We start from the raw sequence: 22,544 nt of genomic DNA on the forward strand, positions 1-22,544 counted from the left end.
GCCCTTTCCGGGCGGCGGTTGCATGGGGGCGGGACAGGCCTGCCTCTGGTTGACACGCTGGCCGGTCGGCCGACCGGAAGGTCCATCTGACCCGCCGCCTCCCATAGACCCTCCGGTCAAGCCGGAGGGAGAGCGGGGAGGGGGCGGGTGCTGTACCCGATGACCTGCTTCTTACGCTCTTCCGTCGCTCCGGACTTGATCCGGGGCCCACTCGCATCCGCCCCCACCCGCAGCAACCGCGAGTGGACCCCGGGTCAAGCCCGGGGATACGGGGATGGGACCTGCACCCCAAATCCGCTCTCCCTCCGGCTTGACCGGAGGGTCCATCTGACTCACGAGCTCCCATGGGCCCTCCGGACAGGTCGAAGGGCAAGCGGATGGGGGGAGTGCTGCCTGCAGAATTTGATCGGTGCGCTGTCTCTCAGCGTGGTGGCTTGGGCGTGCCGAACCCGCCGCCGCCGGGGGTTTCGATGATGATGGTGTCGCCGGCTTCCAGGTCAGCCCGGTCGCAGGCGGCCAGGGGCTGGATGCGGCCGTCGGCGCGGGAGATGGTGTTGCGGCCGGGGTGGGCGTCCGCGCCGCCCTCAAGGCCGAAGGGCTGGGTCTCGCGGCGACCGGAGAGGATCGACACATGCATGGGCGCAAGGAAGGTCAGTTCACGGATCACGCCGTCGCCGCCCCGGTGCGCGCCCGCACCGCCTGACCCCTCGCGGATCGCGAAGCGGCGCAGCAGGACGGGGAAGCGGTATTCCAGCACTTCGGGGTCCGTCAGCCGCGAATTGGTCATGTGGGTCTGCACGGCGCTGGCCCCGTCGAATTCAGCGCCTGCGCCGGACCCGCCGGCGATGGTCTCGTAATACTGATAGGCGTCGTTGCCGAAGGTCAGGTTGTTCATGGTGCCCTGGGCTGCGGCCATGACACCGAGGGCGCCGAACAGGGCATCGGTGATCGCCTGGCTGGTTTCCACATTGCCCGCCACAACGGCTGCCGGATGCTGCGGCTTGAGGAAGCAGCCATCGGGAATGACCAGGGTGATGGGCTTGAGGCAGCCCGCATTGAGCGGGATCGCGTCATCCACCAGGCAGCGGAACACATAGAGCACGGCGGCGCGCGCCACGGCGTCCGGCGCATTGAAATTGCTGTCGAGCTGCGCGCTGGTGCCGGTGAAATCAATGGTGGCGGTGCGCGCTGCGGCATCAATGCTGACCGCAAGGCGGATCACCGCGCCATTGTCCATTTCAAGCTCGAAGGTGGCGGGCCTGAGCGTGGTGATCACGCGGCGGACGGCTTCCTCGGCGTTGTCCTGCACGTGGCCCATATAGGCCTGCACGGCCTCGAGCCCGAACTGGGCCACCATGCGGCGCAGCTCCTGCGCGCCCTTTTCGCAGGCGGCGATCTGGGCGCGGAGATCGGCGATGTTCTGGTCCGGGTTGCGGGCGGGCCACGGGCCTGAGGCAAGCAGCGCCCGCATGGCATCCTCGCGGAACGCGCCGCCATCCACCAGCGTCACCCCGTCGATGAGGATGCCTTCTTCCTCCACGGTCTTCGAGTTGGAGGGCATGGAGCCCGGCGCGATGCCGCCGATATCTGCGTGGTGGCCGCGTGCGGCGGTAAAGAAAAGGCGCTCTTGGCCCGTCTCGTCGAACACCGGCGTCACCACCGTTATGTCCGGCAGGTGGGTGCCGCCATTATAGGGAGCGTTCAGCACGAAGACGTCACCGGGTTTCATGTCCGGGTGCTGATCAATCACGCTTTCAACCGTTGCCCCCATGGAGCCCAGATGCACCGGTATATGCGGCGCGTTGGCGACGAGATGCCCGTTGCGGTCGAAGATCGCGCAGGAGAAATCCAGCCGCTCCTTGATGTTCACCGAGTGCGCCGTCTTCTTCAGCGTGAAGCCCATCTGCTCGGCGACGGACATGTAGAGATTGTTGAACACTTCCAGCATCACCGGGTCGGCCTCGGTGCCGATGGCCCGGGCGCGCGCCTTGGCTTCAGTGCGTGTCAGCACCACGTGGTTGCGCGGTGTCACATCGGCGCGCCAGCCCGGCTCGATGATGATGGTCTGGTGCGGCTCGATGAGGATGGCCGGGCCCGTCACACAGGTGCCGGGGGTGGCGTCATCGCGCAGCACTACGGGGGCGTCGCGCCATTGGCCGTCCATGAAGACACGCGATGTTTCCCGCGCCGGGGCAGGGCGGGCGTCGCCTGTGTCACCCGTGGTGCGTGCCTCGTGTTCCTCCGGCCGTGGTTCTGCGCCAATTGCTTCCTGCGCGGCGGCCTCGAGGATGATCTCCTGACCCGGCGACATGAAGCCGAAGCGCGCGCGGTGGGCCTCTTCGAAGGTTGCCCGGATCGCGCGCGCATCGCCGAAGGGCACTTCCAGCGTTGTATCGGTGCCGGCATAGCGCGCATGCACGGTCGGCTCGAGGCGGATATGGGCCGGCGCCACGCCCTGGTCCTGCACTTCCCGGTGTGCGTCGGCGCCGATCCGGTCCAGCAGCTTGGTCAGCGCGGCGTGCCCCTCCGCGTTCAGTGTCACGTTCAGTGCTTCGGCGCGGGTGGCGCGGATATCGGCGAGGCCCATGCCATAGGCTGACAGCAGGCCCGACATCGGGTGGACGAGGCAGGTGGTCATGCCCAGCGCGTCGGCCACGAGACAGGCATGCTGGCCGCCCGCGCCGCCGAAGCTCGTCAGCGCGTAGCGCGTCACGTCATAGCCGCGCTGCACGGATATCTTCTTGATCGCCTGCGCCATGTTTTCCACGGCGATCTTCAGGAAGCCTTCGGCGATTTCTTCCGGGGTAGAGGCCTTGCCGGTGGCGGTTTCAATCTCGGCGGCAAGGTCCGCGAACCTCTCCCGCACCGCGTCGGCGTCCAGCGCTTGATCCGCATCCGGACCGAAGATTTTCGGGAAGTGGTGCGGCAGCAGCTTGCCGGTCATCACATTGGCATCGGTCACCGTCAGCGGCCCGCCGCGGCGATAGGCGGTGGGGCCGGGGTCGGCGCCGGCGCTGTCCGGGCCGACGCGCATGCGGCTGCCGTCGAATGTCAGCAGTGAGCCGCCGCCGGCCGCCACCGTGTGGATGCGCATCATCGGCGCGCGCATGCGCACGCCCGCCACTTCGGTTTCAAAGGCGCGCTCGAAAGCGCCGTCATAGTGGCAGACATCGGTGGAGGTGCCGCCCATGTCGAAGCCGATGATCCGGTCATGGCCTGCCAGATAGCTTGTCTCCACGGCCCCCACAACGCCGCCCGCCGGGCCCGACAGGATCGCGTCCTTGCCCTGAAACAGGTCGGCATCCGTCAGCCCGCCGGAGGACTGCATGAACATCAGCCGTGTGCCGGTTGCCTGCCGATCCAGCGCCGTGGCCACCCGGTCCACATAGCGGCGCAGGATGGGCGAGAGATAAGCATCCACCACGGTGGTGTCGCCGCGGCTGACGAATTTCATCAGCGGGCTGACATTGTGGCTTGCGGAAATCTGCGTGAAGCCGATCTCGCGCGCCAGTTCTGCCAGCCGGGCTTCATGGGCCTGGTGGCGGTAGCCATGCATGAGGCAGATGGCGACCGCGCGGATGCCGTCCGCGTAAGCGCGGGTCAGGGCTGTACGGGCGGCGACGTCGTCAAGCGGTATCAGCACCTCACCCTCGGCGGAGACGCGCTCGTCGACCTCAACCACCTCCGTATAGAGAAGGTCCGGCAGCTCGATGTGCAGCTTGAAGATATCCGGCCGCGCCTGGTAGCCGATGCGCAGCCCGTCGCGGAAGCCGCGTGTGGTGACGAACAGGGTGCGCTCGCCCTTGCGTTCCAGCAGCGCGTTGGTTGCGACCGTCGTGCCCATCTTCACCGCGCCGATGCGTCCGGCGGGCAGGGGCGTATCCCTGTCCACCTTGAGGAAGCGGCGGATCGCTTCGAGCGCTGCATCCTCATAGCTTTCCGGGTTTTCCGACAACAGCTTTGCAGTGTGCAGCGTCCCGTGCGGGTCACGCGCCACCACGTCGGTGAAGGTGCCGCCGCGGTCGATCCAGAAATCCCAGGCTGTGGTCGTGTCGGATGTCATGGGGTGGTGATACTCAGTTTTTCGCCACACGGCGATAGGCGGGGTGGGCGGCAGGCGCGCTCACATTGGCTGACATACATGTAGGAACTGCGGCAGCTTTGGCTATGTCCCTTGGCTGCGGCTGCGCTTATAAGGGCTGCCATGAGTCTTTGGGATCGCATCACGGGGACGGCACAATCGGTGCTCGAGACCTTGCGCAGCGTCGTGGGCAGCGGCGAGGGCGGGGCCGGTGTTGCCTTCACCATCGCGGTCATCGCCCTGTCGGCCAAGATGGCCAAGGCGGATGGTGTGGTGACCCCGGACGAAGTGGAGGCCTTCTCGCAGGTCTTCACCGTGGAGCCCGGCGACGAGGACCATGTGGCGCGGGTGTTCAACATGGCGCGGCAGGATGTGGCCGGTTATGACGCCTATGCCCGCCAGATTGCCCGGATGTTTCAGGACCGGCCCGGCGTGCTGGAAGACCTGATGGACGGGCTGTTCCACATCGCCCGCGCCGACGGCGTGGTGCATGAGGATGAGCTGGCCTTTCTGCATGATGTCGCCACCATTTTCGGCTTTTCCGATTTCGAGTTCGCCCGCATCCGCGCCTCCAATACGGGCGAGGCTGTGGCCGACCCCTATCTCGTGCTCGGCGTCACGCCGGATGCGACCGACCAGGACCTTAAGATGGCATATCGCCGGGCAGTCGCGGAAAACCACCCGGACCGCCTGATCGCCCGCGGCGTTCCGGAGGAATTCGTGACGCTCGCCACCGAAAAACTCGCCGCCATCAACACCGCCTGGGAAGCCCTCAAGCAAGAGCGCGGCATCGTCTGACGGCGGGCGGGCGGCACGACAAGCCTCTCAAATCCGCTGTCCCTCCGGCTTGGCCGGAGGACCTATCTGACTCACGGCCTCCCATGGCCCCTCCGGTCAAGCCGGAGGGTGAGCGGAGAGGGGGGTAGGTAGGCTTTTCTGCCCCCGCGGCATCGCGGCGTTGCGAAACTGTGTGTCGTGTTGCGGGGGGCAGCCGTGCTAGAGCGCTTGGCATCATGACCCCACCGCATCTTGCGCTCATTCTTCTGGTCTGCCTCGTCTGGGGCTTCAACTTCATCGTCGGCAAGGTGGCGGTGGAGGAGCTGTCGGCGATGATGCTCACCGGCTGGCGCTTCCTGCTGCTGACGGTAGTGCTGCTGCCGTTCCTCAAGATCGTGCCGGGGCAGATGGTGCGGGTGGTGATCGTGGCGATCACCATGGGGGCTGCGCATTTCGCCTTCATGTTCGCGGCGCTCGGGATCTCCGACAATATCTCGGTCATCGCCATCGGCGTGCAGCTCAACGTGCCGTTCGCCACGCTTCTGTCGGTCTTTGTGCTGAGCGAATTTGTCGGCTGGCGGCGGTGGCTGGGGATCGCTGTGTCCTTCGGTGGGGTTGTCGTCATCAGTTTTGATCCGGCGGTGTTCACGGCGCTCGAGGGCATGGGGCTTGTCATCATCGCGGCGCTGATGGCCGCCATCGGCATGGTCACCATGCGGCAGCTTGCGGGCGTCGGCGTCTTCACACTGCAGGCCTGGGTGGCCATCCTGTCCTGGCCGCCGATGTTCCTGCTCACGGGACTGTTCCAGCCGGAGCAGTTCGTGGCCTCCTTCGAGGCCAGCTGGTTGACCTGGGGGGCTGTCGCCTATACGGCGTTCGGCGCCAGTCTTGTCGGCCATGTGGGGATGTATTACCTGCTTCAGCGGTATGAGGTGTCGCTGGTCTCTCCGATCACGCTGTTGGCGCCTGTTCTGGGCGTCGTTTTCGGCGTGACACTCTGGGGGGATGAGTTGACGGCACGGATCATCATCGGCGGGCTGATGACGCTGGCAGGCGTGCTGGTGATTGCCCTGCGCAAGCCGCCGTCGCCTGACCCCGCGGCGGAGGCGTGAGCACATGACCACGCCGCATCTGGCCTTCATGGTGCTGATCAATCTGATCTGGGGCTTCGCGCTGGTCGCGGGCAAGGGATCGCTTGAGCATTTTCCGCCCTTCCTGTTCATGGCGCTGCGCTTCGGCATTGTCGCGCTGGTGCTGCTGCCGGTGCTGACCATCCATTGGGGCCGCATGCGCGAGGTGATCCTCATCGCGCTGTGCGCCGGGCCGATCGGGTTCGGGTTCTTCTTCGCGGGGCTTGCGGTCGCGGAAGCCTCGGTCGTTGCCATCGCCACGCAGATGGGGGTGCCGATCTCCACCATCTTCTCGGTGATGTTCCTGGGCGAACGGGTGCGCTGGCGGCGCTGGCTCGGCATCACGCTGGCTTTTCTGGGGGTCATGGTCATCAGCTTTGACCCGCGTGTCTTCGGCTATATCGAGGGTCTCATCTTCGTCCTGTGCTCGGCCATTGTCGGCTCCTTCGGCACCATCCTGCAGCGGCAGATCAAGGGTGTGGGCACGTTCGAGTTGCAGGCCTGGGTCGCCACGGTGGCGTTCCCATGCTCGCTGGCGGCCACGTTCCTGTTTGAGGCCGGCGATCCTGTGGCGCTGATGGAAAGCGCTGACTGGCTTGAATGGGGCGGGGTGGTCTATGTGGCTTTTGCGTCCAGCCTCGTGGGCCACGCGGGCATTTACTGGCTGTTACAGCGTTATGAGGTATCCCAGACCGCGCCCTACACACTGCTTGCGCCGCTGTTTACCGTGACATTCGGCGTCTGGCTGTTGGGCGATATGCTGACCTGGCGCATGGTGCTGGGCGGCGTCATCACGCTGGTGGGCGTCCTCATCATCTCCATGCGGGAGAAGGACTTCACCGAAAGGCTGCCGCGCGGCGCCTGAGGAACGACAGACGATGCATATCTCGAGCCGCTGGTCGCCCAATTTCGACAGCCGAGCCGGTCAAGCCGCGCCCGACATGGTGGTGGTGCACTACACCGGCATGGAGACCGCCGAGGCCGCCCTCGACCGCCTGGTGGACCCAGAGGCCAAGGTCTCGGCCCATTACCTGATCGACGAAGCGGGCAAGTGCTTTGCGCTGGTGCCGGAGTTCCAGCGTGCGTGGCATGCAGGCGTGTCGTCCTGGCAGGGGGAGACCGATATCAACTCGCTCTCTATCGGCATCGAGCTTGCCAATAAGGGGCACGAGTTCGGCTACCCGGAGTTTCCCGAGGCGCAGATTGTAACCCTGCTCGAGTTGCTCGGGGATATCTGGCAGCGCTGGCCGATTGATCCGCGCCGGGTGGTGGGGCATTCCGATGTGGCACCGGGCCGCAAGGCGGATCCGGGCGAGAAATTCCCGTGGAAGCGGCTTGCGGATAATGGCTTTGCGGTGTGGGTTCGGCCTGCGCCGATCACCCCGGGACCGACGCTGGGGCCCGGCGACAGCGGGCAGGGGGTGTTGGACCTTCAGGCGGCGCTCGCGCTGGCGGGCTATGGCATCGAGACAGACGGTACGTATGGCGACGTGACCCATGCGGTCGTCACCGCGTTTCAGCGCCGCCACCGGCCGGAGAGCGTGGACGGCATTGCCGATCTCTCCACTCTCCGGACGCTGGCAAGCTATCTTGCAGCGGTCAAAACACCGCCTACGGAATAAGCAGCACGCGGCCGAAGGCCTTGCGGCTTTCGATGTGTTCGTGCGCTTTGGCGGCATCCCTCAGGGCGTATTCGCTGTCGATGATCACCTTGAGGTCGCCGCGATGGACATTCTCAATGTGCGACGCCACCAAATTGTGCATGCGGTCGGTGAAGATCTCCGCCCCCTGGAACACGCCGGTAATCGAGCGGTTGCCTTCGCGCAGGGTCGAGAGATCAAACTTGATGAACTCCCGGCCCGCGTCGCCCACGGTCGAGACACGGCCGCGATAGCCCAGCGCATAGATGGACTGTTGCAGCGTCGGCCCGCCGACCGGGTCCACCACCACGTCCACGCCGCGGCCGCTGGTCAGCTTCTTGGCTTCCTCAACCAGGTCCTGCTCCACATAATTGATGCCGTGGTCCATGCCCAGATCGGTCAGCTTGTCGAGCTTGGCCTTGGAGGACGCGGTGGCGATCACCGTGGCGCCTGCCTTCTTGGCAAGCTGGATGGCGGCGATGCCGACGGCGCTGGCGCCCGCCTGGATCAGCGCGGTCTCGCCTTCCTTGAGGCGGCCGAACTCGAACAGGCAGTCATCCGCCGTGCCGAAGGGGATGGGCACGGCCGCCGCCTGCTTCATGTCCATGCCGGCGGGGATCTTCCAGGCTGTCTGCGGCAGGGTCAGCCGCTTTTCAGCATGGCTGCCGTGGAAATTGATGCAGACCACCTCATCGCCCGGCTTAAACCCCGTCACGTTCCTGCCCACGGCTTCCACCACGCCTGCGGACTGGTAGCCGACAATATGCGGGTTGGCGGCAAGGTCACCGCGCAGCCGGTTCAGCGTGTCACCGCCTTCAATGGAGATCACCTTGTTGGCGACAAGGATGCCGTCATCAAACAGCTCCGGGTCCGGCACGTCTTCGTATTTGAGGACGGAGGGGGGACCGTTTTCGTAATAGACTGCAGCTTTCATCGGTGCGTTTCCTCTTGGATTATTGGTATTGCGAATGGCCTGAACATGGGAAAAGCCGCAGGCTGCCACAAGGCGAAATAGTTGGGGTGCGCCCTTGACCGACGCTGCGGCGCTCTGGCTTATGGGCATCCGCCAGATGGCCGGATGGCCGCTGTGGTGACACAGAGGAAAGTCCGGGCTCCACGGAAACACGGTGCCGGATAACGTCCGGCGGGGGCGACCCCAGGGAAAGTGCCACAGAAAGCAAACCGCCTGCTTCGGCAGGTAAGGGTGAAAGGGTGCGGTAAGAGCGCACCGCGCGTCTGGCAACAGAGGCGGCACGGTAAACCCCACCGGGAGCAAGACCGAATAGGGATGGCACATGGCCCGTTTCCGGGCTGCTATCCGGGTTGGTTGCACCAGGCGTCTGGCAACAGGCGTCGCAGATGAATGGCCATCGCCTGCCGCCTTCCGGGGCAGCAGGTACAGAACCCGGCTTACAGGCCATCTGGCGCTTTTGTTTCCCCACTTGTTGATGCGGAGCGACACGCCTCCGCAAACCCTTACTCGCATACCCTCCGGCTTGACCGGAGGGCCCATCTGACCCTCGACCTCTCATAGGCCCTCCGGTCAAGCCGGAGGGCAAGCGGAGATTGGGGGGCAATGTAGGCCGCGCACATTCCCGCCCCATCCCCCTCACCCGGTGCTGACGCACCGACCTCTCCCCCAGGGGGGAGAGGTGACTTTGCTCACGCCCACACCCGCGTCGCCCCGGACTTGATCCGGGGCCCACTCGCTTTGGCTGTTGAGCACAGGATGCGCGGCACCCTCCGTGCCATCCCCACTTGCGCTGCGGCAAGCGGCCCCGAGAGTAGACCCTCCGGTCAAGCCGGAGGGATACGGATGATCTTTCATCCCCCCATTTGTCATTCCGCGACTTGATCGCGGAATCCAGGGCGGACCGCTCAGGCCTTGCCGTGGAACTCTGGACCCCGCGATCAAGTCGCGGGGTGACACGGTGGGGGGAGTGAGGTGGATGGCACGCACCCACACCGAACCCTCCGCACACGGCATGGCCGTCACGGGCATAGGGGAGAGCAGGACGCGCCCGGCGCTCACGCGGCGCCGGTGGAGGCAACGAACAGATTTGGGTCGCAAGCATCAGGCGCGTCCCGCGCGGATGGCTGCCAGCGGTGGCCGGACCGGGGCGGGGCAGGCATTACCCTGCGTGTCCAACCCCGCGAACCCTGCTTCCACCCTCCACACTTTGGAACGGGCCTGGACGCGGTGGGGCCAGCTTTTTCAGGGCGTGACCGGGTTCGGGACACCACCACCCATGTAATGCGCACCCGTTACTTGCGCATCGCGGCCAAACGCGCGCACCCCACGTTCCCAAGGGGCCGCCTCTCGCCCAACCTTCCGGGCATCCGCCCTCCCACCCAGGTCCGGCCGGCCCGGCTGCCCGTGTGGCGGGAGGTCATGGGATGAGTATGCGGCAGGTGGCAGGGGCCGGGGAAAACTCACCCTCATACCCTCTCAAACTCCCGCAGCCCTCCGGCTTGACCGGAGGGCCCACTCGCCTCCGCTGTTGAGCACAGGGTGCGCGGCTCCTGCCGTGCCGGTTCCGCTCATGCTGCGGCAAGGGGCACCGAGAGTAGACCCTCCGGTCAAGCCGGAGGGATACGGTTGATTTTTGAAATGCCCCTTTGTCATTCCGTCGCTTGATCTCGGATGCCAGAGCATCCCCCTCACCCGGCGCTGACGCACCGACCTCTCCCCCAGAGGGGAGAGGTGACTTTGCTCATTCCCTTGCCTTTTCCGTCACCCCGGACTTGATCCGGGGTCCACTCGCATTGGCTGTTGAGTACAGGGCAGGCGGTTCATGCTGTATCCACGCACGCTGCGGCAAGCAGCCCCGAGAGTAGACCCTCCGGTCAGGCCGGAGGGATACGGAGGGGGGGAGGCAGGCGCAAACCCCGCACACTCCCGCCACCTCCGTCTCAAATCACCCGCACATTCCCGCCGCTTCCGCGTCAAATCACATGACAAGTGAATTGATGACTTCTGCCGTTAACGGCGGCGCGGCCCGTGTCCCGCCCGCTGTTCCCCCTTCGTTCCTTAATCTCTTTACGAAGCGTTAAACTCCCAAGGATAACAATGCCTTAACGCGTTAACTCTTTTCCGGCCAAGTGCCTGATAACGCTGAGTCAGGCAGGGTCAATTCGTTGACGCCCATGTGATCCCATGATATCCCATGATGTCCCAAATCAGAGCTTGGGGCAGTCCGTCTTTTGGGGCCCGGCACGGGGGCGTTGGGCGGGCATGGAGAGGGGAATGCCGCCCCCATGAGGCGCGGGCGGCAGGTTCAGGGGACAGTTACGGTGGCGTTGTTCGTTTCGACCTATGCAAACAAGGTCGACAAGAAGGGACGGGTTTCGGTGCCTGCGACGTTTCGCAAGGCGCTGGAGGCTGAGTCCTTCAACGGCATCTTCTGCTTTGAATCCCTCAGCAAGCCGTGCCTTCAGGGCGGCGGCCAGAGCTATATCGAGATGCTGCAGGCAGCGATCGAGCAGGAATTCGACCCCCTCACCGACGACCAGGACGATTTCGCCACCACGCTTCTGTCCGGTTCCACGCCGCTGTCCATCGACGGCGACGGGCGGGTGACCCTCACCCAGGAGCTGATCGAGATTGGCGGCTTTTCCGACACCGTGACCTTTGTGGGCATGGGCGGGTTCTTCGAAATCTGGGAGCCCGAGGCCTTCGCCGCGCACCGCGCCCAGGCCCGTGTGCGCGCGAAGGACAAGCGCGCCCTGCTGCTGCGCCCGCGCAAGCCCGCAGCACCCGCATCAGAGGAGGGCTGAGCATGAGCGACCACACTCCCTCCCATGACGCAGCGTCTCACGATACGGGTCCCCACATGCCCGTCATGCTGGACGAGGTGCTGGCAGCGCTCGCCCCGCGCGACGGCGGCATCTATGTCGACGGCACCTTCGGCAATGGCGGCTACACCAACGGCATTCTGTCGTCGGCGGACACGCGGGTGATCGGCATCGACCGCGACCCGACGGCGATCGCCAACGCACAGGACATGGCGGCGGCCCATCAGGGGCGGCTGACGCTTGTCAGCGGCTGCTTCGGCGACATGGCGGTGTTGGTGCCGCCGGTGCTTGGCTCGATGGGTGTGCCGGCAGCGGACGGCATCGCGCTTGATCTCGGGGTCTCCTCCATGCAGCTCGACCAGGCGGAGCGGGGCTTCTCCTTCCGTCTCGACGGGCCGCTCGACATGCGCATGGATGCAGGCGCGGGCGATACGCCGAGCGCGGCGGACGTGGTCAACACCTATGAGCCGAAGGACCTTGCGCAGATCTTCAAGGTGCTGGGCGAGGAGCGGCAGGCGCGCCGCGTGGCGCAGGCGATTGTCCGCCGCCGCGAGGATGAGCCCTTCACCCGCACGGCGGACCTTGCTGACGTGGTGGCCCAGGCCATCGGCGGCAAGCCGCAGCGCATCCACCCGGCCACCCGCGTGTTCCAGGCGCTGCGCATCTATGTGAATGACGAATTGGGTGAGCTGGCCCGCGGCCTCATGGCGGCTGAGAAGCTGCTCGTGGAAGGTGGGCGGCTGGCAGTTGTCTCGTTCCACTCGCTCGAAGACCGGGTGGTGAAGCGGTTTCTCGCAGCCCGTTCGGGCGCGGTTGCCAACCCGTCCCGGCATCTGCCGGAAGCGGTCGCCGGGCCTGAGCCGTCCTTCCGCCTCCTGTCCCGCAAGGCGCAGGAGCCGACCGACGCCGAGATCAGCCGTAACCCGCGGGCGCGGTCGGCAAAGCTGCGCGCGGCGGAACGGACATCGGCACCCATGCATGAGGTGGATATGAGCGAGGCGGGCCTCGCAGCGCTGGGTCTGCCGCGCATGATGGCGGGGCTTGTTGCGGAAGGGGGTGCAGCATGATGCGTGTGGTCAATTCAGTGGCGATTGTGGTGACCCTGGCGCTCGCCTTTGCGCTCTATCACATCAAATACGAAACCCAGGCCGAGCAGCATGACATCCGCAAGCTGACGGCCGAGCTTGCCGAAGAGCAGGACGCGATCCAGGTACTGCGTGCCGAATGGAGCCTGCTCAACCAGCCGGAGCGGCTTGAAAAGCTTGTGGCGCGGCACACGCAGCTGCAGCCGCTTGCCCCGGCGCAGATCGTCACCATGGCGGACCTCCCCGCGCGGCCCAAGTCGCTGCCGGGGCTTGAAGCCGATCCCTCCCTCGGCGGCTATGCGGGGCTTGGCGGTCCCGGCATCGCCGGCCCGGGCATTCAATAGGGGGGTGCGGTGACGGACAGCAGCGGGCAGCTCACATCGAAGACAGGATGGATCACCATCGATCTGGATGCGCCGGAGGCATCGGGCGCTGTGGCGAAGGCGTCTGTGCGCTCTGTCGGGCGCTCCGCCGGGCGCTCTGCCGTGCGCGCCGCCGGGCGTGACGATGACGCCCATGAGGGCTTCGACGTTCTGGAGCTCGAATTCGCCGGTGTCCGTGCCCAGGCTGTTGAAAGCGGCCGCAACCGCATGGCGCTGCTGGCTGCCTGCTTCCTCGCGGCCTTTGTCATTCTCGGGTTCCGCGTTCTCGAGCTCACCGTCGCAGGCGCACCCGCGCAGCTGGCTGACGGGGCACCCGCCCATGCCGGGCCGAAAGCCGCGGTCGCTGAGACCGGTCCCGTGCACCGGGCTGCCATCACCGACCGCAATGGCGATGTGCTGGCGACCGATGTCATGGTGCCGTCGCTCTATGTCGATGCGCGCAAGGTGATCGAACCGGTCGCCACCGCCGACAAGCTACGCAGCGTGCTGCCGGAGCTTGACCGGGACGAGCTCATCGCCCGCTTCACCAATGGCCGGGCTTTCCAGTGGCTCAAGCGGCAGATCGGGCCGCGCCAGCAGGCAGCCGTTCATGCGCTGGGCCTGCCGGGCATCGGCTTCAAGCGCGAGCCCAAGCGCGTCTATCCCAAGGGCGGCTCCGCCTCCCACGTGCTGGGCTATGTGGATACGGACAATCTCGGCATTGCCGGGGTCGAGCGCGGGCTTGATGACATGATCCGGACCGCCAGCTCGGCTGAGAGCGGGCCGGTGATGCTGTCTCTCGACATGCGCGTGCAGCACGCGGTGGAGCAGGAACTGGCGCAGGCGATGGAGACCTTCTCCGCCAAGGCTGCCGCGGGCATCGTGCTGGATGTGCATACCGGCGAGATCCGCTCGCTGGTCTCGCTGCCGGATTATGACCCCAACCAGCCGATGGATGCCGGTGATGCGGCGCGCTTCAACATGGCGACGCGCGGCGTCTACGAGATGGGTTCCACCTTCAAGGTGTTCACCGCGGCGGTGGCGCTTGATTCAGGGGCCGCTACCCTCGACAGCCGCTATGACGCGCGCGAGCCGCTGCGCGTTGCGGGCTACACCATCAATGACTACCACGCCGAGGAGCGCTGGCTGACGGTGCCGGAAGTGGTGATGCATTCCTCCAATATCGGCACCGCCAAGATGGTGCTCGATGTGGGGGTGGAGCAGCATCGCGCCTATCTCCACCGGCTCGGGCTTCTGTCGCGGCCGGAGCTTGAATTGCCTGAAGTCGCCAAGCCGCTTCTGCCGGGGCAGTGGTATGAGGTCGAGGCGATGACCATTTCCTTCGGCCATGGTCTTGCGGTGTCGCCGTTGCAGATGGCGGCGGCAGGCGCGGCGATCGCCAATGGCGGCTTCCGCGTGTCGCCGACGCTCCTGGCCCTGCGTGACCGCGAGCCGCAGCGCGAGCGGGTGCTGAAGCCTTCAACCGCCAATGCGGTGGTTGATCTGATGCGCCGGGTGGTCAATGAGGGCACGGGCGGGCAGGCTGACGTGCCGGGCTATGAAGTGGCCGGCAAGACCGGCACCGCTGAAAAGCCGGGCCGCGGCGGGTATCGCCGCGACCGGCTGTTAACCTCGTTTTTGTCGGTCTTCCCTGCGTCGGCGCCTGAATATCTGGTGCTGGTGGTGCTGGACGAACCGAAAGCCACCAAACAGACATATGGGTTTGCTACAGCCGGCTGGAATGCGGCGCCGACGACCGGCGCTATCATCCGCCGCGTGGCGCCGATCCTCGGCGTCCGTCCCGTGCCGTCGGCACTGCCGGGACCGGCCGTCATGGAAGCAGGATTGGTGAGGTAAGCGCATGGATCTGGCACATCTCCTCGGCGCGCGCGTGACCATTCCGCAAGGTGCGGAAGGGCTGGAGATCACCGGCCTTACGGAAGACAGCCGCAAGGTGCGCGAGGGTTTCCTGTTCGCGGCCCTGCCGGGCACCCAGGCCGATGGCGCGCAGTTCATTCCCGCAGCCTGCGACAAGGGCGCGGCTGCGATCCTGTGCGCGCCGGGCACCCGTCCGCCTGCGGACCATCCGGATGTGGCGCTGATTACCGACCGCAATCCGCGCCGCCGCTTCGCACTGGCGGCCGCCAATTTCTATCATGCTCAGCCGCAGACGGCTGTGGCCGTCACCGGCACCAACGGCAAGACATCGGTCGCGTCCTTCACCCGGCAGTTGTGGGAATTGCTGGGCACGCCCGCGGCCTCTGTCGGCACGCTGGGGGTGATGACGGCGCGGGAGACGCGCAAGCTCATCCACACGACGCCGGACCCGGTGACGCTGCACGCAGCCCTTGCTGATCTGGCGGGCGAGGGGGTGCGCGCGGTGGCGCTTGAGGCATCGAGCCACGGCCTCGCCCAGCACCGGCTTGACGGGGTGGAGCTTACGGCCGCCGCCTTTACCAACATCACCCGCGACCACATGGATTATCACCCGACATTCGAGGATTACGCCTACGCCAAGATGCGGCTGTTCGGCGAAGTGCTGCCCCCCGGCGGCACGGCCGTCCTCAATGCTGACGCGCCCCTGTCGCGCGAAATCGCGGCGGTGTGCTGGGCGCGGGCGCAGAAGGTGATTTCGGTGGGCGAGGGCGGGGAAACCCTCAAGCTCGACGCGCTCACACCATCCGCCCACGGACAGACACTCACCGTGCTGCATGACGGCGCGCGCCACATGATCGACCTGCCGCTGGTGGGCGATTTCCAGGCGTCCAATGCGCTGGTGGCCGCGGGCCTCGTCATGGCGGCCGGGGCCGATGCGGCAGAGGTGCTGGCAGCGCTGCCGAAGCTTGAAGGGGCTGCCGGGCGGCTTGAACTGATGGGCACATCGCCCTCAGGCGCTGCGGCCTATGTGGATTATGCCCATACGCCCGACGCTTTGGAGACGGCGCTGCGGGCGCTGCGGCCGCATACGCAGGGACGCCTCGTCGTGGTGTTCGGCTGCGGCGGCGACCGGGACGCGGGCAAGCGTCCGCAGATGGGCGAGATCGCCGTGCGCCTGGCTGACGCTGCCATCGTGACCGATGACAATCCGCGCTCGGAAGACCCCGCGGCCATCCGTGCCGAGGTGATGGCCGGGGCCGTGGGCGCTGCGGAGATCGGCGACCGGGCCGAGGCCATCCGCGCGGGGCTCGAGGGCCTCGGCGCGGGCGACGTGTTGCTGGTGGCCGGCAAGGGCCATGAAACCGGCCAGATTGTGGGGGATGAGGTCCGCCCGTTTGATGACCGCGCGCAGGTGGCTGACGCGCTGGCGGAAGCCCGGGAGGGTGCCTGATCCCATGACCACCACATCCATACCGCTCTGGACGGCTGAAGACGCCATCGCCGCCATGGAGGCCGAGGCCCGGGGCCACGCCGCCTGGCAGGCCCATGGCGTCTCCATTGATACCCGCACCATCGAGGCGGGGGACATCTTCTTCGCGCTTGAGGGCGATGCCAGTGACGGCCATGACTATGTGGCCCAGGCGTTCGGCAAGGGCGCGGCCTGCGCTGTGGTTTCGCGCGCCGTCGAGGGTCTTGCGGATGACGCGCCGCTTCTCATGGTGCCGGATACGTTGAAGGCGCTGGAGAAGCTGGGCATCGCCGCCCGCGCCCGCACCAGCGCGCGCATCTGTGCTGTTACAGGCTCCGTCGGCAAGACCGGTACCAAGGAAGCGCTGCGCCACATCCTGGAAGAGCAGGGCCGCACCCATGCGTCTGCGGCCTCCTACAACAACCATATCGGCGTGCCGCTGACCCTGGCGCGGATGCCGGCGGACACGGAATACGGCATCTTTGAAATCGGCATGAACCATGCCGACGAGATCACGCCGCTGTCGAAGATGGTGCGTCCGGAAGCGGCGATCATCACCACGGTGGAAGCCGTCCATATCGAGAATTTCCGCTCCGTTGAGGAGATCGCCGACGCCAAGGGCGAAATCTTCGAAGGCCTGCAGACAGGCGGGGTGGCGATCCTCAACCGCGACAACCCGCATTTCGAGCGGCTGAAGGCGCGGGCCGGGGCGTGCGGCGCCGGTCAGGTCATCGGCTTCGGCCGGGACGACATGGCCGATGCCCGCGTGCAGCGGATGAGCCTCAAGCCGGACGCGTCCTATGTCACCGCCACCATCTGCGGCATGGACATCACCTACAAGCTGGGCGTGCCCGGCGAACACATCGTGATGAACTCGCTGGCGATCCTCGCTTGCGTGAAGAGCCTGGGCGCGGATCTCGCGCTGGCGGGCCTTGCGCTGGGCGAGCTCGAGCCGCCCGCCGGGCGCGGCAGCCGTCTTGAAGTGCGCCTGCCGCACGGGCGCTTTCTCATCATCGATGAAAGCTACAACGCCAATCCCACCTCCATGCGCGCCACCCTGCAGGCGCTCGGCAATACGCCGCCGGGCCCGCGCGGCCGCCGCATCGCAGTGGTGGGCGACATGCTGGAACTCGGCACCCAGGCCAAGGCCGCCCATGCGGGTCTCGCGGAGCCGATTGCCGAGAATGACGTTGATCTCGTTTTTGCCTGCGGGCCGCTGATGGAACATCTGTGGGATGCCCTGCCGACCGACCAGCACGGGGCGTATGCGGACAATTCCGCAGACCTCGCCCCCCGCGTGGCCGACGAGGTGGAAGCGGGCGACGTCGTGATGATCAAGGGCTCGTTCGGCAGCCGCATGGCCCGGGTGCTGGAGGCGCTGAAGGCGCTCGGCCCGGCCGCGCCGCCGCGCCGGACGACTGATGAGGAGCTGGTCTGATGCTGCATCTTCTTTTTGTCGAGCTGGCGGACCAGTTCACCTTCCTCAACGTGTTCCGCTACATCACCTTCCGCACCGGCGGCGCCACGATGACGGCGCTGCTGGTCGCGTTTCTGATGGGCCCGGCTTTCATCCGTTGGCTGAAGAAAAAACAGAAGGAAGGCCAGCCGATCCGCGAGGACGGCCCGCAGAGCCACATCGTCGCCAAGGCCGGCACGCCAACCATGGGCGGCGGGCTGATCCTGCTGTCGATCATTGTTGCCACCCTGCTGTGGGCGGATCTCACCAATGGCTATGTGTGGGTGGTGCTCGGCGTCACCGCGGGCTTCGGCCTCGTCGGCTTTGCCGATGACTACCGCAAGGTCACACGCTCCAGCCATGCGGGCGTGCCGGGCCGGGTGCGGCTTGCCATCGAGTTCGTCATCGCCTTCATTGCCGTCTGGGCGGTGATGATGCTGTCGACCGAAGAGCTGACCGGCAATGTCGCCGTGCCGTTCTTCAAGGACGTGCTGGTGCAGCTCGGCTTTTTCTACATCGTGTTCGGCGGGCTGGTGATCGTCGGGGCGTCGAACGCCGTCAACCTGACGGACGGGCTCGACGGCCTCGCCATCGTGCCGGTGATGATCGCTGCCGCCAGCTTCGGCCTCATTGCCTATCTCATCGGCAACGCGGTGTTCTCGGATTATCTGCAGATCCATTTCGTCCAGGGCACGGGCGAACTGGCCATCATCTGCGGCGCCATCATCGGCGCGGGCCTCGGCTTCCTGTGGTTCAACGCCCCGCCGGCCATGGTGTTCATGGGTGACACGGGTTCCCTGTCGCTGGGTGGGGCCATCGGCGCCATGGCGGTCGCCACCAAGCACGAACTCGTGCTGGTGATCATCGGCGGCCTCTTCGTGGTCGAGGCGCTGTCGGTCATCGTGCAGGTGGCGTCGTTCAAGCTTACGGGCAAGCGCGTCTTCAAGATGGCGCCCATCCACCACCATTTCGAACAGCTTGGTTGGCAGGAGCCGACCATCGTCATCCGCTTTTGGATCGTGGCGATCATCCTCGCCATGATCGGGCTATCCACTCTCAAGCTACGCTAGAAAGGCGTTCCCACCCATGATCCCGGTCCCCGGTTTTGACGGAAAGCGCATAGCCATGTTCGGCCTTGGCCGGACGGGCCTTGGTGTTGCGCGCGCGCTCGAAGCGGGCGGCGCCACCGTGCTGGGCTGGGATGACGGGGAGGCGCGTCGCGAGGAAGCCGACAAAGCGGGCGTTCATCTGGAAGACCTCTACCAGATCGATTGGTCAACGGTCGAAGCGCTGGTGCTGAGCCCCGGCGTGCCGCTGACGCACCCTAAGCCTCACCCCTTGGTGGAGGCGGCCCGGGCAGCGGGCAAGCCCGTCATCGGTGATATGGAGCTGTTCCAGCGTGCGATTGACGCCACCGACAAGAAGGTGAAGCTGATCGCCATCACCGGCACCAACGGCAAGTCCACCACCACGGCGCTGATCGGCCATCTGGTGCGTCACGCCGGGGGCAATGCGCAGGTGGGCGGCAATATCGGCCGCGCGGTGCTTGATCTTGATCCGCCGCAGGACGGCACGGTCTATGTCATCGAGGTTTCGTCCTACCAGCTTGATCTCACAACCTCCTTCCGCCCGGATGTCTCCGTGCTGCTCAACATCACGCCGGATCATCTGGATCGCCATGGCAGCTTCGAGAATTACGTTGCCGTCAAGGACCGCATCTTCGCCAACCAGACGGGGCGAGGCTATGCGGTGTTCGGCGTCGACAGCGAGCCCGTTGCCAAGCTGTGCACCGCCCGCTGCGGCGATCAGGCAGCCGCCGGGTCATCCGAGGGCGGGCCAAAGGTCATTCCCGTCTCGGCGCGCAAGGCGCTGGGCCGCGGGGTCTATGTGCTGGGCGGCAAGATCTATCACTCGCGCTCCTCGCGGGTGGAAGAGGCCGCCGACCTCACGGACATTCCCACCCTTCAGGGCGCGCACAATTGGGAGAACGCCGCCGCCGCCTTCGCGGCCGTGCGCGTGCTCGGCTACGACACCGCCAAGATCGCCGAAGGGCTGACCCGCTTCCCCGGTCTCGCGCACCGCATGGAGCAGGTGGGCGAGTACCCGGCAGACAAGGGCGGTGTGCGTTTCATCAATGACAGCAAGGCCACCAATGCGGATGCGGCGGCCCGCGCCCTTGCCACCTATGACCGCATCTTCTGGATCGCAGGCGGTGTACCCAAGGCAGGCGGCATCGAGACGCTGACCGAGTATTTCCCGAAGATCGAGAAGGCCTATCTCATTGGCCAGGCCGCGCAGGACTTCGCCGCGACCCTTGAGGGCCGCGTGCGCCACACGCTCTCCGGCACGCTGGAAGAAGCCGTGGCCGCTGCCGCCCATGATGCGGCCGGGCAGGACGGCGCCGTCGTGCTGCTGTCACCGGCCTGTGCGTCGTTTGACCAGTTCCCTGATTTTGAAAAGCGCGGTGACGCGTTCCGTACCGCTGTGCGGGCGGTGCTCGACGGCAAGCCCGCAGGTGCAAAAGCAGGGGGAGGTGCCGCCGCATGATCCGCCTGGCGCGCACGGACCGGAGCCCGGTGGGGCAGTGGTGGTGGACGGTGGACCGCTGGACGCTGGCAGCGCTCGTGCTGCTGCTCGGCATGGGCGCGGTCATGTCCCTTGCCGCGAGCCCGGCTGTCGCCACGCGCATCGGGCTTGAGCCGTTTCACTTCTTCTATCGCCATCTCATCTATCTGGTGCCGGCGCTGGCCATCATGTTCGGCGTGTCGCTTCTCAGCCCGCGCGGTGTGCGGCGGCTGGCGTGCCTGATGTTCGCAGGGGCGCTGGTGCTGATGGTGGCGACGCTGTTCGCCGGGCCCGAGATCAAGGGTGCCACGCGCTGGCTGTTCGTCGGCCCCTTGTCGATCCAGCCGTCGGAATTCGCCAAAGCGGGGTTCGTTGTCGTCTGCGCGTGGATGTTTGCCGAGGGCGGCAACAAGGCGTCCGGCATTCCGGGCAATACGATTGCCGCAGGGCTCTGGGTGCTGACGGTGGCGATCCTCGTGCTGCAGCCTGATTTTGGTCAGGCGCTGCTGGTCACCGGGGCCTGGGGCGCGCTGTTTTTCCTGGCGGGCATTCCCTGGATCTGGATCACCCTGCTGGCGGGTCTCGCCATGGCCGGGGCCTATTGCGCCTATGTGCTGATGCCGCATGTGGCCAGCCGCATCGACCGCTTCCTGGATCCGTCCTCCGGTGACACCTACCAGGTGGACACGGCGCTGGATGCTTTCTCGCGCGGCGGCTTCCTCGGCATGGGGCCGGGCGAGGGCACCATCAAGCGCGTGCTGCCGGATGCGCATACGGACTATATCTACGCCGTGACGGCGGAAGAGTTCGGCGCGATTGTGTGCCTGCTCGTGCTGGCGGTGTTCGGCTTCGTCGTGCTGCGCGCCTTCGCCCGCGTCATGGGCGAGCAGGACCGGTTCGTGCAGCTTGCGGCCTGCGGCCTTGCCGTCCTGTTCGGCATCCAGTCGATCATCAATCTGGGCGTCAATCTCAACCTGCTTCCTGCCAAGGGCATGACGCTGCCATTCATTTCCTATGGCGGCTCGTCGCTGCTGGCGCTGGCCATCTCCATGGGCATGCTGCTGGCACTCACCCGCCGCCGGGTAACGGGGCAGGCTGCGCTCACCTCGCGCATCATGTCCGGCATGCGCCAGCCTTCTTTCGCCGGAGGCGCCGCATGACCACACGTAAGGGTCCCATCGTCATCGCCGCGGGCGGCACCGGCGGGCATCTATTCCCCGGCCAGGCGCTGGGGCAGGAACTCACCCGCCGCGGCCACGCCATCGCCGTCATCACTGATGACCGGGTGGCGGGCGTCCGGCAGCGTTTTCCGGACATTGATGTGTTCTCCGTGCCCTCCGCCACGCCGTCAGGCGGCGGCGTGCTGGGCATGGCCCGGGCTATCGTGCCGATCCTGCGCGGCGTGATGATGTCGCGGAAGATCCTGCGCCGGCTTGATGCGCGCGCGGTCATCGGGTTCGGCGGGTATCCGACGCTGCCGCCGCTTTTTGCCGCCACCATGCTGGGCATCCCGTCAGCGGTGCATGAGCAGAACGCGGTGCTGGGCCGGGTCAACCGGCTGATGGGCCCGCGTGTCACCGCCATCGCCTCCACCTTCGACACTCCGAAATATCTGTCAGACAAGGACGCCGCCAAGCTGACGCTCACCGGCAATCCGGTGCGCGACCAGATCATTTCCGTGGCTGACACACCCTATGCCCCGAGCGGGGAGGGTGCGCCCTTCACGCTGCTTGTCTTTGGCGGCAGCCAGGGGGCTCGCGTGATGAGCGATATCGTGCCTGCCGCCGTCGCGCGGCTGGCGGCTGACCTGCGCGCACGTCTCAAGGTCGTGCAGCAGGCGCGGCCGGAGGATGTCGACCGGGTGCGCGGGGCCTATCAGACCGCTGACGTTGACTGCGAGGTCGCGGCCTTCTTCGAGGACATGCATGCGCGGCTCGCGTCAGCGCAGCTTGTCGTGGCGCGCTCCGGGGCGTCCACGGTCACCGAGCTTGCGGTAATCGGGCGGCCGTCCTTCCTGGTGCCGCTGCCGCATGCGATCGATCAGGACCAGCTTGCCAATGCGCAGGTTTTGAGCGATGCCCATGGGGCGTGGCTGATGCCGCAGAAGGACTTCACACCGGAGCGGGTGGCCACGCAGCTTTCCAAACTCATGACGGCGCCGGACCAGCTGGTTTCGGCTGCCCAATGCGCCAAATCTGTTGCCCGCCCGGATGCCGCCCAGCGGCTGGCGGACCTTGTCGAGGCGCTCGCCTCAGGGAGTATGTGACGTGAGCGATCTCGCACGCAATTTCGGTATCGTCCATTTCG

At 66.3% G+C, this 22,544-nt stretch carries 16 protein-coding genes and 1 other RNA gene; 15 read left to right on the plus strand and 2 right to left on the minus strand.

The genetic code is table 11. The annotated features are described in order from the left end of the window. Window positions 1-421: 421 nt before the first annotated feature. Entirely contained in the window at window positions 422-4,063 is a 3,642-nt protein-coding gene (locus HG718_RS03160; protein WP_160588950.1) for a hydantoinase B/oxoprolinase family protein, read from the minus strand. A 141-nt stretch (window positions 4,064-4,204) separates the two neighbouring features. On the opposite strand from HG718_RS03160, the gene HG718_RS03165 reads away from it, so the two are divergent. The 4 genes from HG718_RS03165 (at window position 4,205) to HG718_RS03180 (ending at window position 7,610) form a co-directional block, all read left to right on the plus strand. Then, entirely contained in the window at window positions 4,205-4,879 is a 675-nt protein-coding gene (locus tag HG718_RS03165) for a molecular chaperone DjiA (protein ID WP_160588949.1), read from the plus strand. 215 nt (window positions 4,880-5,094) lie between these two features. After that, window positions 5,095-5,970, plus strand: coding sequence for a DMT family transporter (locus HG718_RS03170; RefSeq protein WP_160588948.1), 876 nt, complete (start codon window positions 5,095-5,097; stop codon window positions 5,968-5,970). A gap of 4 nt (window positions 5,971-5,974) precedes the next feature. Beyond that, a complete protein-coding gene (locus tag HG718_RS03175; protein WP_160588947.1) occupies window positions 5,975-6,853 on the plus strand; it encodes a DMT family transporter in 879 nt (292 codons plus the stop codon). A gap of 13 nt (window positions 6,854-6,866) precedes the next feature. Next, entirely contained in the window at window positions 6,867-7,610 is a 744-nt protein-coding gene (locus tag HG718_RS03180) for a peptidoglycan recognition protein family protein (RefSeq protein ID WP_160588946.1), read from the plus strand. Here the strand turns inward: HG718_RS03180 and HG718_RS03185 are convergent. After that, the gene (locus tag HG718_RS03185) at window positions 7,600-8,562 is read right to left on the minus strand and encodes a quinone oxidoreductase family protein (protein WP_160588945.1); all 963 of its coding nucleotides are present in this window, start codon (window positions 8,560-8,562) and stop codon (window positions 7,600-7,602) included. The two genes, HG718_RS03180 and HG718_RS03185, sit on opposite strands and share 11 nt — an antisense overlap. Window positions 8,563-8,694: 132 nt before the next feature. Between HG718_RS03185 and rnpB the strand changes: the two genes are divergently transcribed. The 11 genes from rnpB (at window position 8,695) to murG (ending at window position 22,503) form a co-directional block, all read left to right on the plus strand. Then, window positions 8,695-9,057, plus strand: an RNA gene (gene rnpB / locus HG718_RS03190) — RNase P RNA component class A. A gap of 1,865 nt (window positions 9,058-10,922) precedes the next feature. Beyond that, on the plus strand, window positions 10,923-11,405 hold the full coding sequence (locus HG718_RS03195) for a division/cell wall cluster transcriptional repressor MraZ (RefSeq protein ID WP_160588682.1): 483 nt from the start codon (window positions 10,923-10,925) through the stop codon (window positions 11,403-11,405). Between the two features lie 2 nt (window positions 11,406-11,407). Then, on the plus strand, window positions 11,408-12,490 hold the full coding sequence (gene rsmH, locus HG718_RS03200) for a 16S rRNA (cytosine(1402)-N(4))-methyltransferase RsmH (protein WP_244617786.1): 1,083 nt from the start codon (window positions 11,408-11,410) through the stop codon (window positions 12,488-12,490). Further along, the gene (ftsL, locus tag HG718_RS03205; RefSeq protein WP_160588681.1) at window positions 12,487-12,852 is read left to right on the plus strand and encodes a cell division protein FtsL; all 366 of its coding nucleotides are present in this window, start codon (window positions 12,487-12,489) and stop codon (window positions 12,850-12,852) included. Before rsmH ends, ftsL begins: the two co-directional genes overlap by 4 nt. Before the next feature lie 9 nt (window positions 12,853-12,861). Beyond that, on the plus strand, window positions 12,862-14,727 hold the full coding sequence (locus HG718_RS03210) for a peptidoglycan D,D-transpeptidase FtsI family protein (RefSeq protein WP_160588680.1): 1,866 nt from the start codon (window positions 12,862-12,864) through the stop codon (window positions 14,725-14,727). 4 nt (window positions 14,728-14,731) lie between these two features. After that, complete coding sequence (locus tag HG718_RS03215) at window positions 14,732-16,198, plus strand: UDP-N-acetylmuramoyl-L-alanyl-D-glutamate--2,6-diaminopimelate ligase (protein ID WP_160588679.1); 1,467 nt, start codon at window positions 14,732-14,734, stop codon at window positions 16,196-16,198. A gap of 4 nt (window positions 16,199-16,202) precedes the next feature. After that, window positions 16,203-17,654 carry a UDP-N-acetylmuramoylalanyl-D-glutamyl-2,6-diaminopimelate--D-alanyl-D-alanine ligase gene (locus HG718_RS03220; RefSeq protein ID WP_160588678.1) on the plus strand — a complete coding sequence of 484 codons (1,452 nt, stop codon included), beginning with the start codon at window positions 16,203-16,205 and terminating at the stop codon, window positions 17,652-17,654. Then, complete coding sequence (gene mraY / locus HG718_RS03225) at window positions 17,654-18,742, plus strand: phospho-N-acetylmuramoyl-pentapeptide-transferase (protein ID WP_160588677.1); 1,089 nt, start codon at window positions 17,654-17,656, stop codon at window positions 18,740-18,742. Before HG718_RS03220 ends, mraY begins: the two co-directional genes overlap by 1 nt. 16 nt (window positions 18,743-18,758) lie before the next feature. Continuing rightward, complete coding sequence (gene murD, locus HG718_RS03230) at window positions 18,759-20,219, plus strand: UDP-N-acetylmuramoyl-L-alanine--D-glutamate ligase (RefSeq protein ID WP_160588676.1); 1,461 nt, start codon at window positions 18,759-18,761, stop codon at window positions 20,217-20,219. Then, window positions 20,216-21,397, plus strand: a complete 1,182-nt coding sequence (gene ftsW, locus HG718_RS03235) for a putative lipid II flippase FtsW (RefSeq protein WP_160588675.1) — start codon at window positions 20,216-20,218, stop codon at window positions 21,395-21,397. Before murD ends, ftsW begins: the two co-directional genes overlap by 4 nt. Then, window positions 21,394-22,503, plus strand: coding sequence for an undecaprenyldiphospho-muramoylpentapeptide beta-N-acetylglucosaminyltransferase (gene murG / locus HG718_RS03240; protein ID WP_160588674.1), 1,110 nt, complete (start codon window positions 21,394-21,396; stop codon window positions 22,501-22,503). The genes ftsW and murG overlap by 4 nt, the downstream gene beginning before the upstream one ends. Window positions 22,504-22,544 lie beyond the last annotated feature (41 nt).

Source organism: Pyruvatibacter mobilis, from assembly GCF_012848855.1.
GTDB classification, from domain to species: Bacteria; Pseudomonadota; Alphaproteobacteria; order CGMCC-115125; family CGMCC-115125; genus Pyruvatibacter; species Pyruvatibacter mobilis.

Bases quoted from the DNA above. Each gene is read 5' to 3' on its own strand.
- ftsL (WP_160588681.1), top strand. From the start codon at position 12,487: ATGATGCGTGTGGTCAATTCAGTGGCGATTGTGGTGACCCTGGCGCTC.
- HG718_RS03180 (WP_160588946.1), top strand. From the start codon at position 6,867: ATGCATATCTCGAGCCGCTGGTCGCCCAATTTCGACAGCCGAGCCGGT.
- HG718_RS03175 (WP_160588947.1), top strand. From the start codon at position 5,975: ATGACCACGCCGCATCTGGCCTTCATGGTGCTGATCAATCTGATCTGG.
- HG718_RS03160 (WP_160588950.1), bottom strand. From the start codon at position 4,063: ATGACATCCGACACGACCACAGCCTGGGATTTCTGGATCGACCGCGGC.
- rsmH (WP_244617786.1), top strand. From the start codon at position 11,408: ATGAGCGACCACACTCCCTCCCATGACGCAGCGTCTCACGATACGGGT.
- HG718_RS03185 (WP_160588945.1), bottom strand. From the start codon at position 8,562: ATGAAAGCTGCAGTCTATTACGAAAACGGTCCCCCCTCCGTCCTCAAA.
- murG (WP_160588674.1), top strand. From the start codon at position 21,394: ATGACCACACGTAAGGGTCCCATCGTCATCGCCGCGGGCGGCACCGGC.
- murD (WP_160588676.1), top strand. From the start codon at position 18,759: ATGATCCCGGTCCCCGGTTTTGACGGAAAGCGCATAGCCATGTTCGGC.
- ftsW (WP_160588675.1), top strand. From the start codon at position 20,216: ATGATCCGCCTGGCGCGCACGGACCGGAGCCCGGTGGGGCAGTGGTGG.
- HG718_RS03170 (WP_160588948.1), top strand. From the start codon at position 5,095: ATGACCCCACCGCATCTTGCGCTCATTCTTCTGGTCTGCCTCGTCTGG.
- mraY (WP_160588677.1), top strand. From the start codon at position 17,654: ATGCTGCATCTTCTTTTTGTCGAGCTGGCGGACCAGTTCACCTTCCTC.
- HG718_RS03215 (WP_160588679.1), top strand. From the start codon at position 14,732: ATGGATCTGGCACATCTCCTCGGCGCGCGCGTGACCATTCCGCAAGGT.
- HG718_RS03165 (WP_160588949.1), top strand. From the start codon at position 4,205: ATGAGTCTTTGGGATCGCATCACGGGGACGGCACAATCGGTGCTCGAG.
- HG718_RS03220 (WP_160588678.1), top strand. From the start codon at position 16,203: ATGACCACCACATCCATACCGCTCTGGACGGCTGAAGACGCCATCGCC.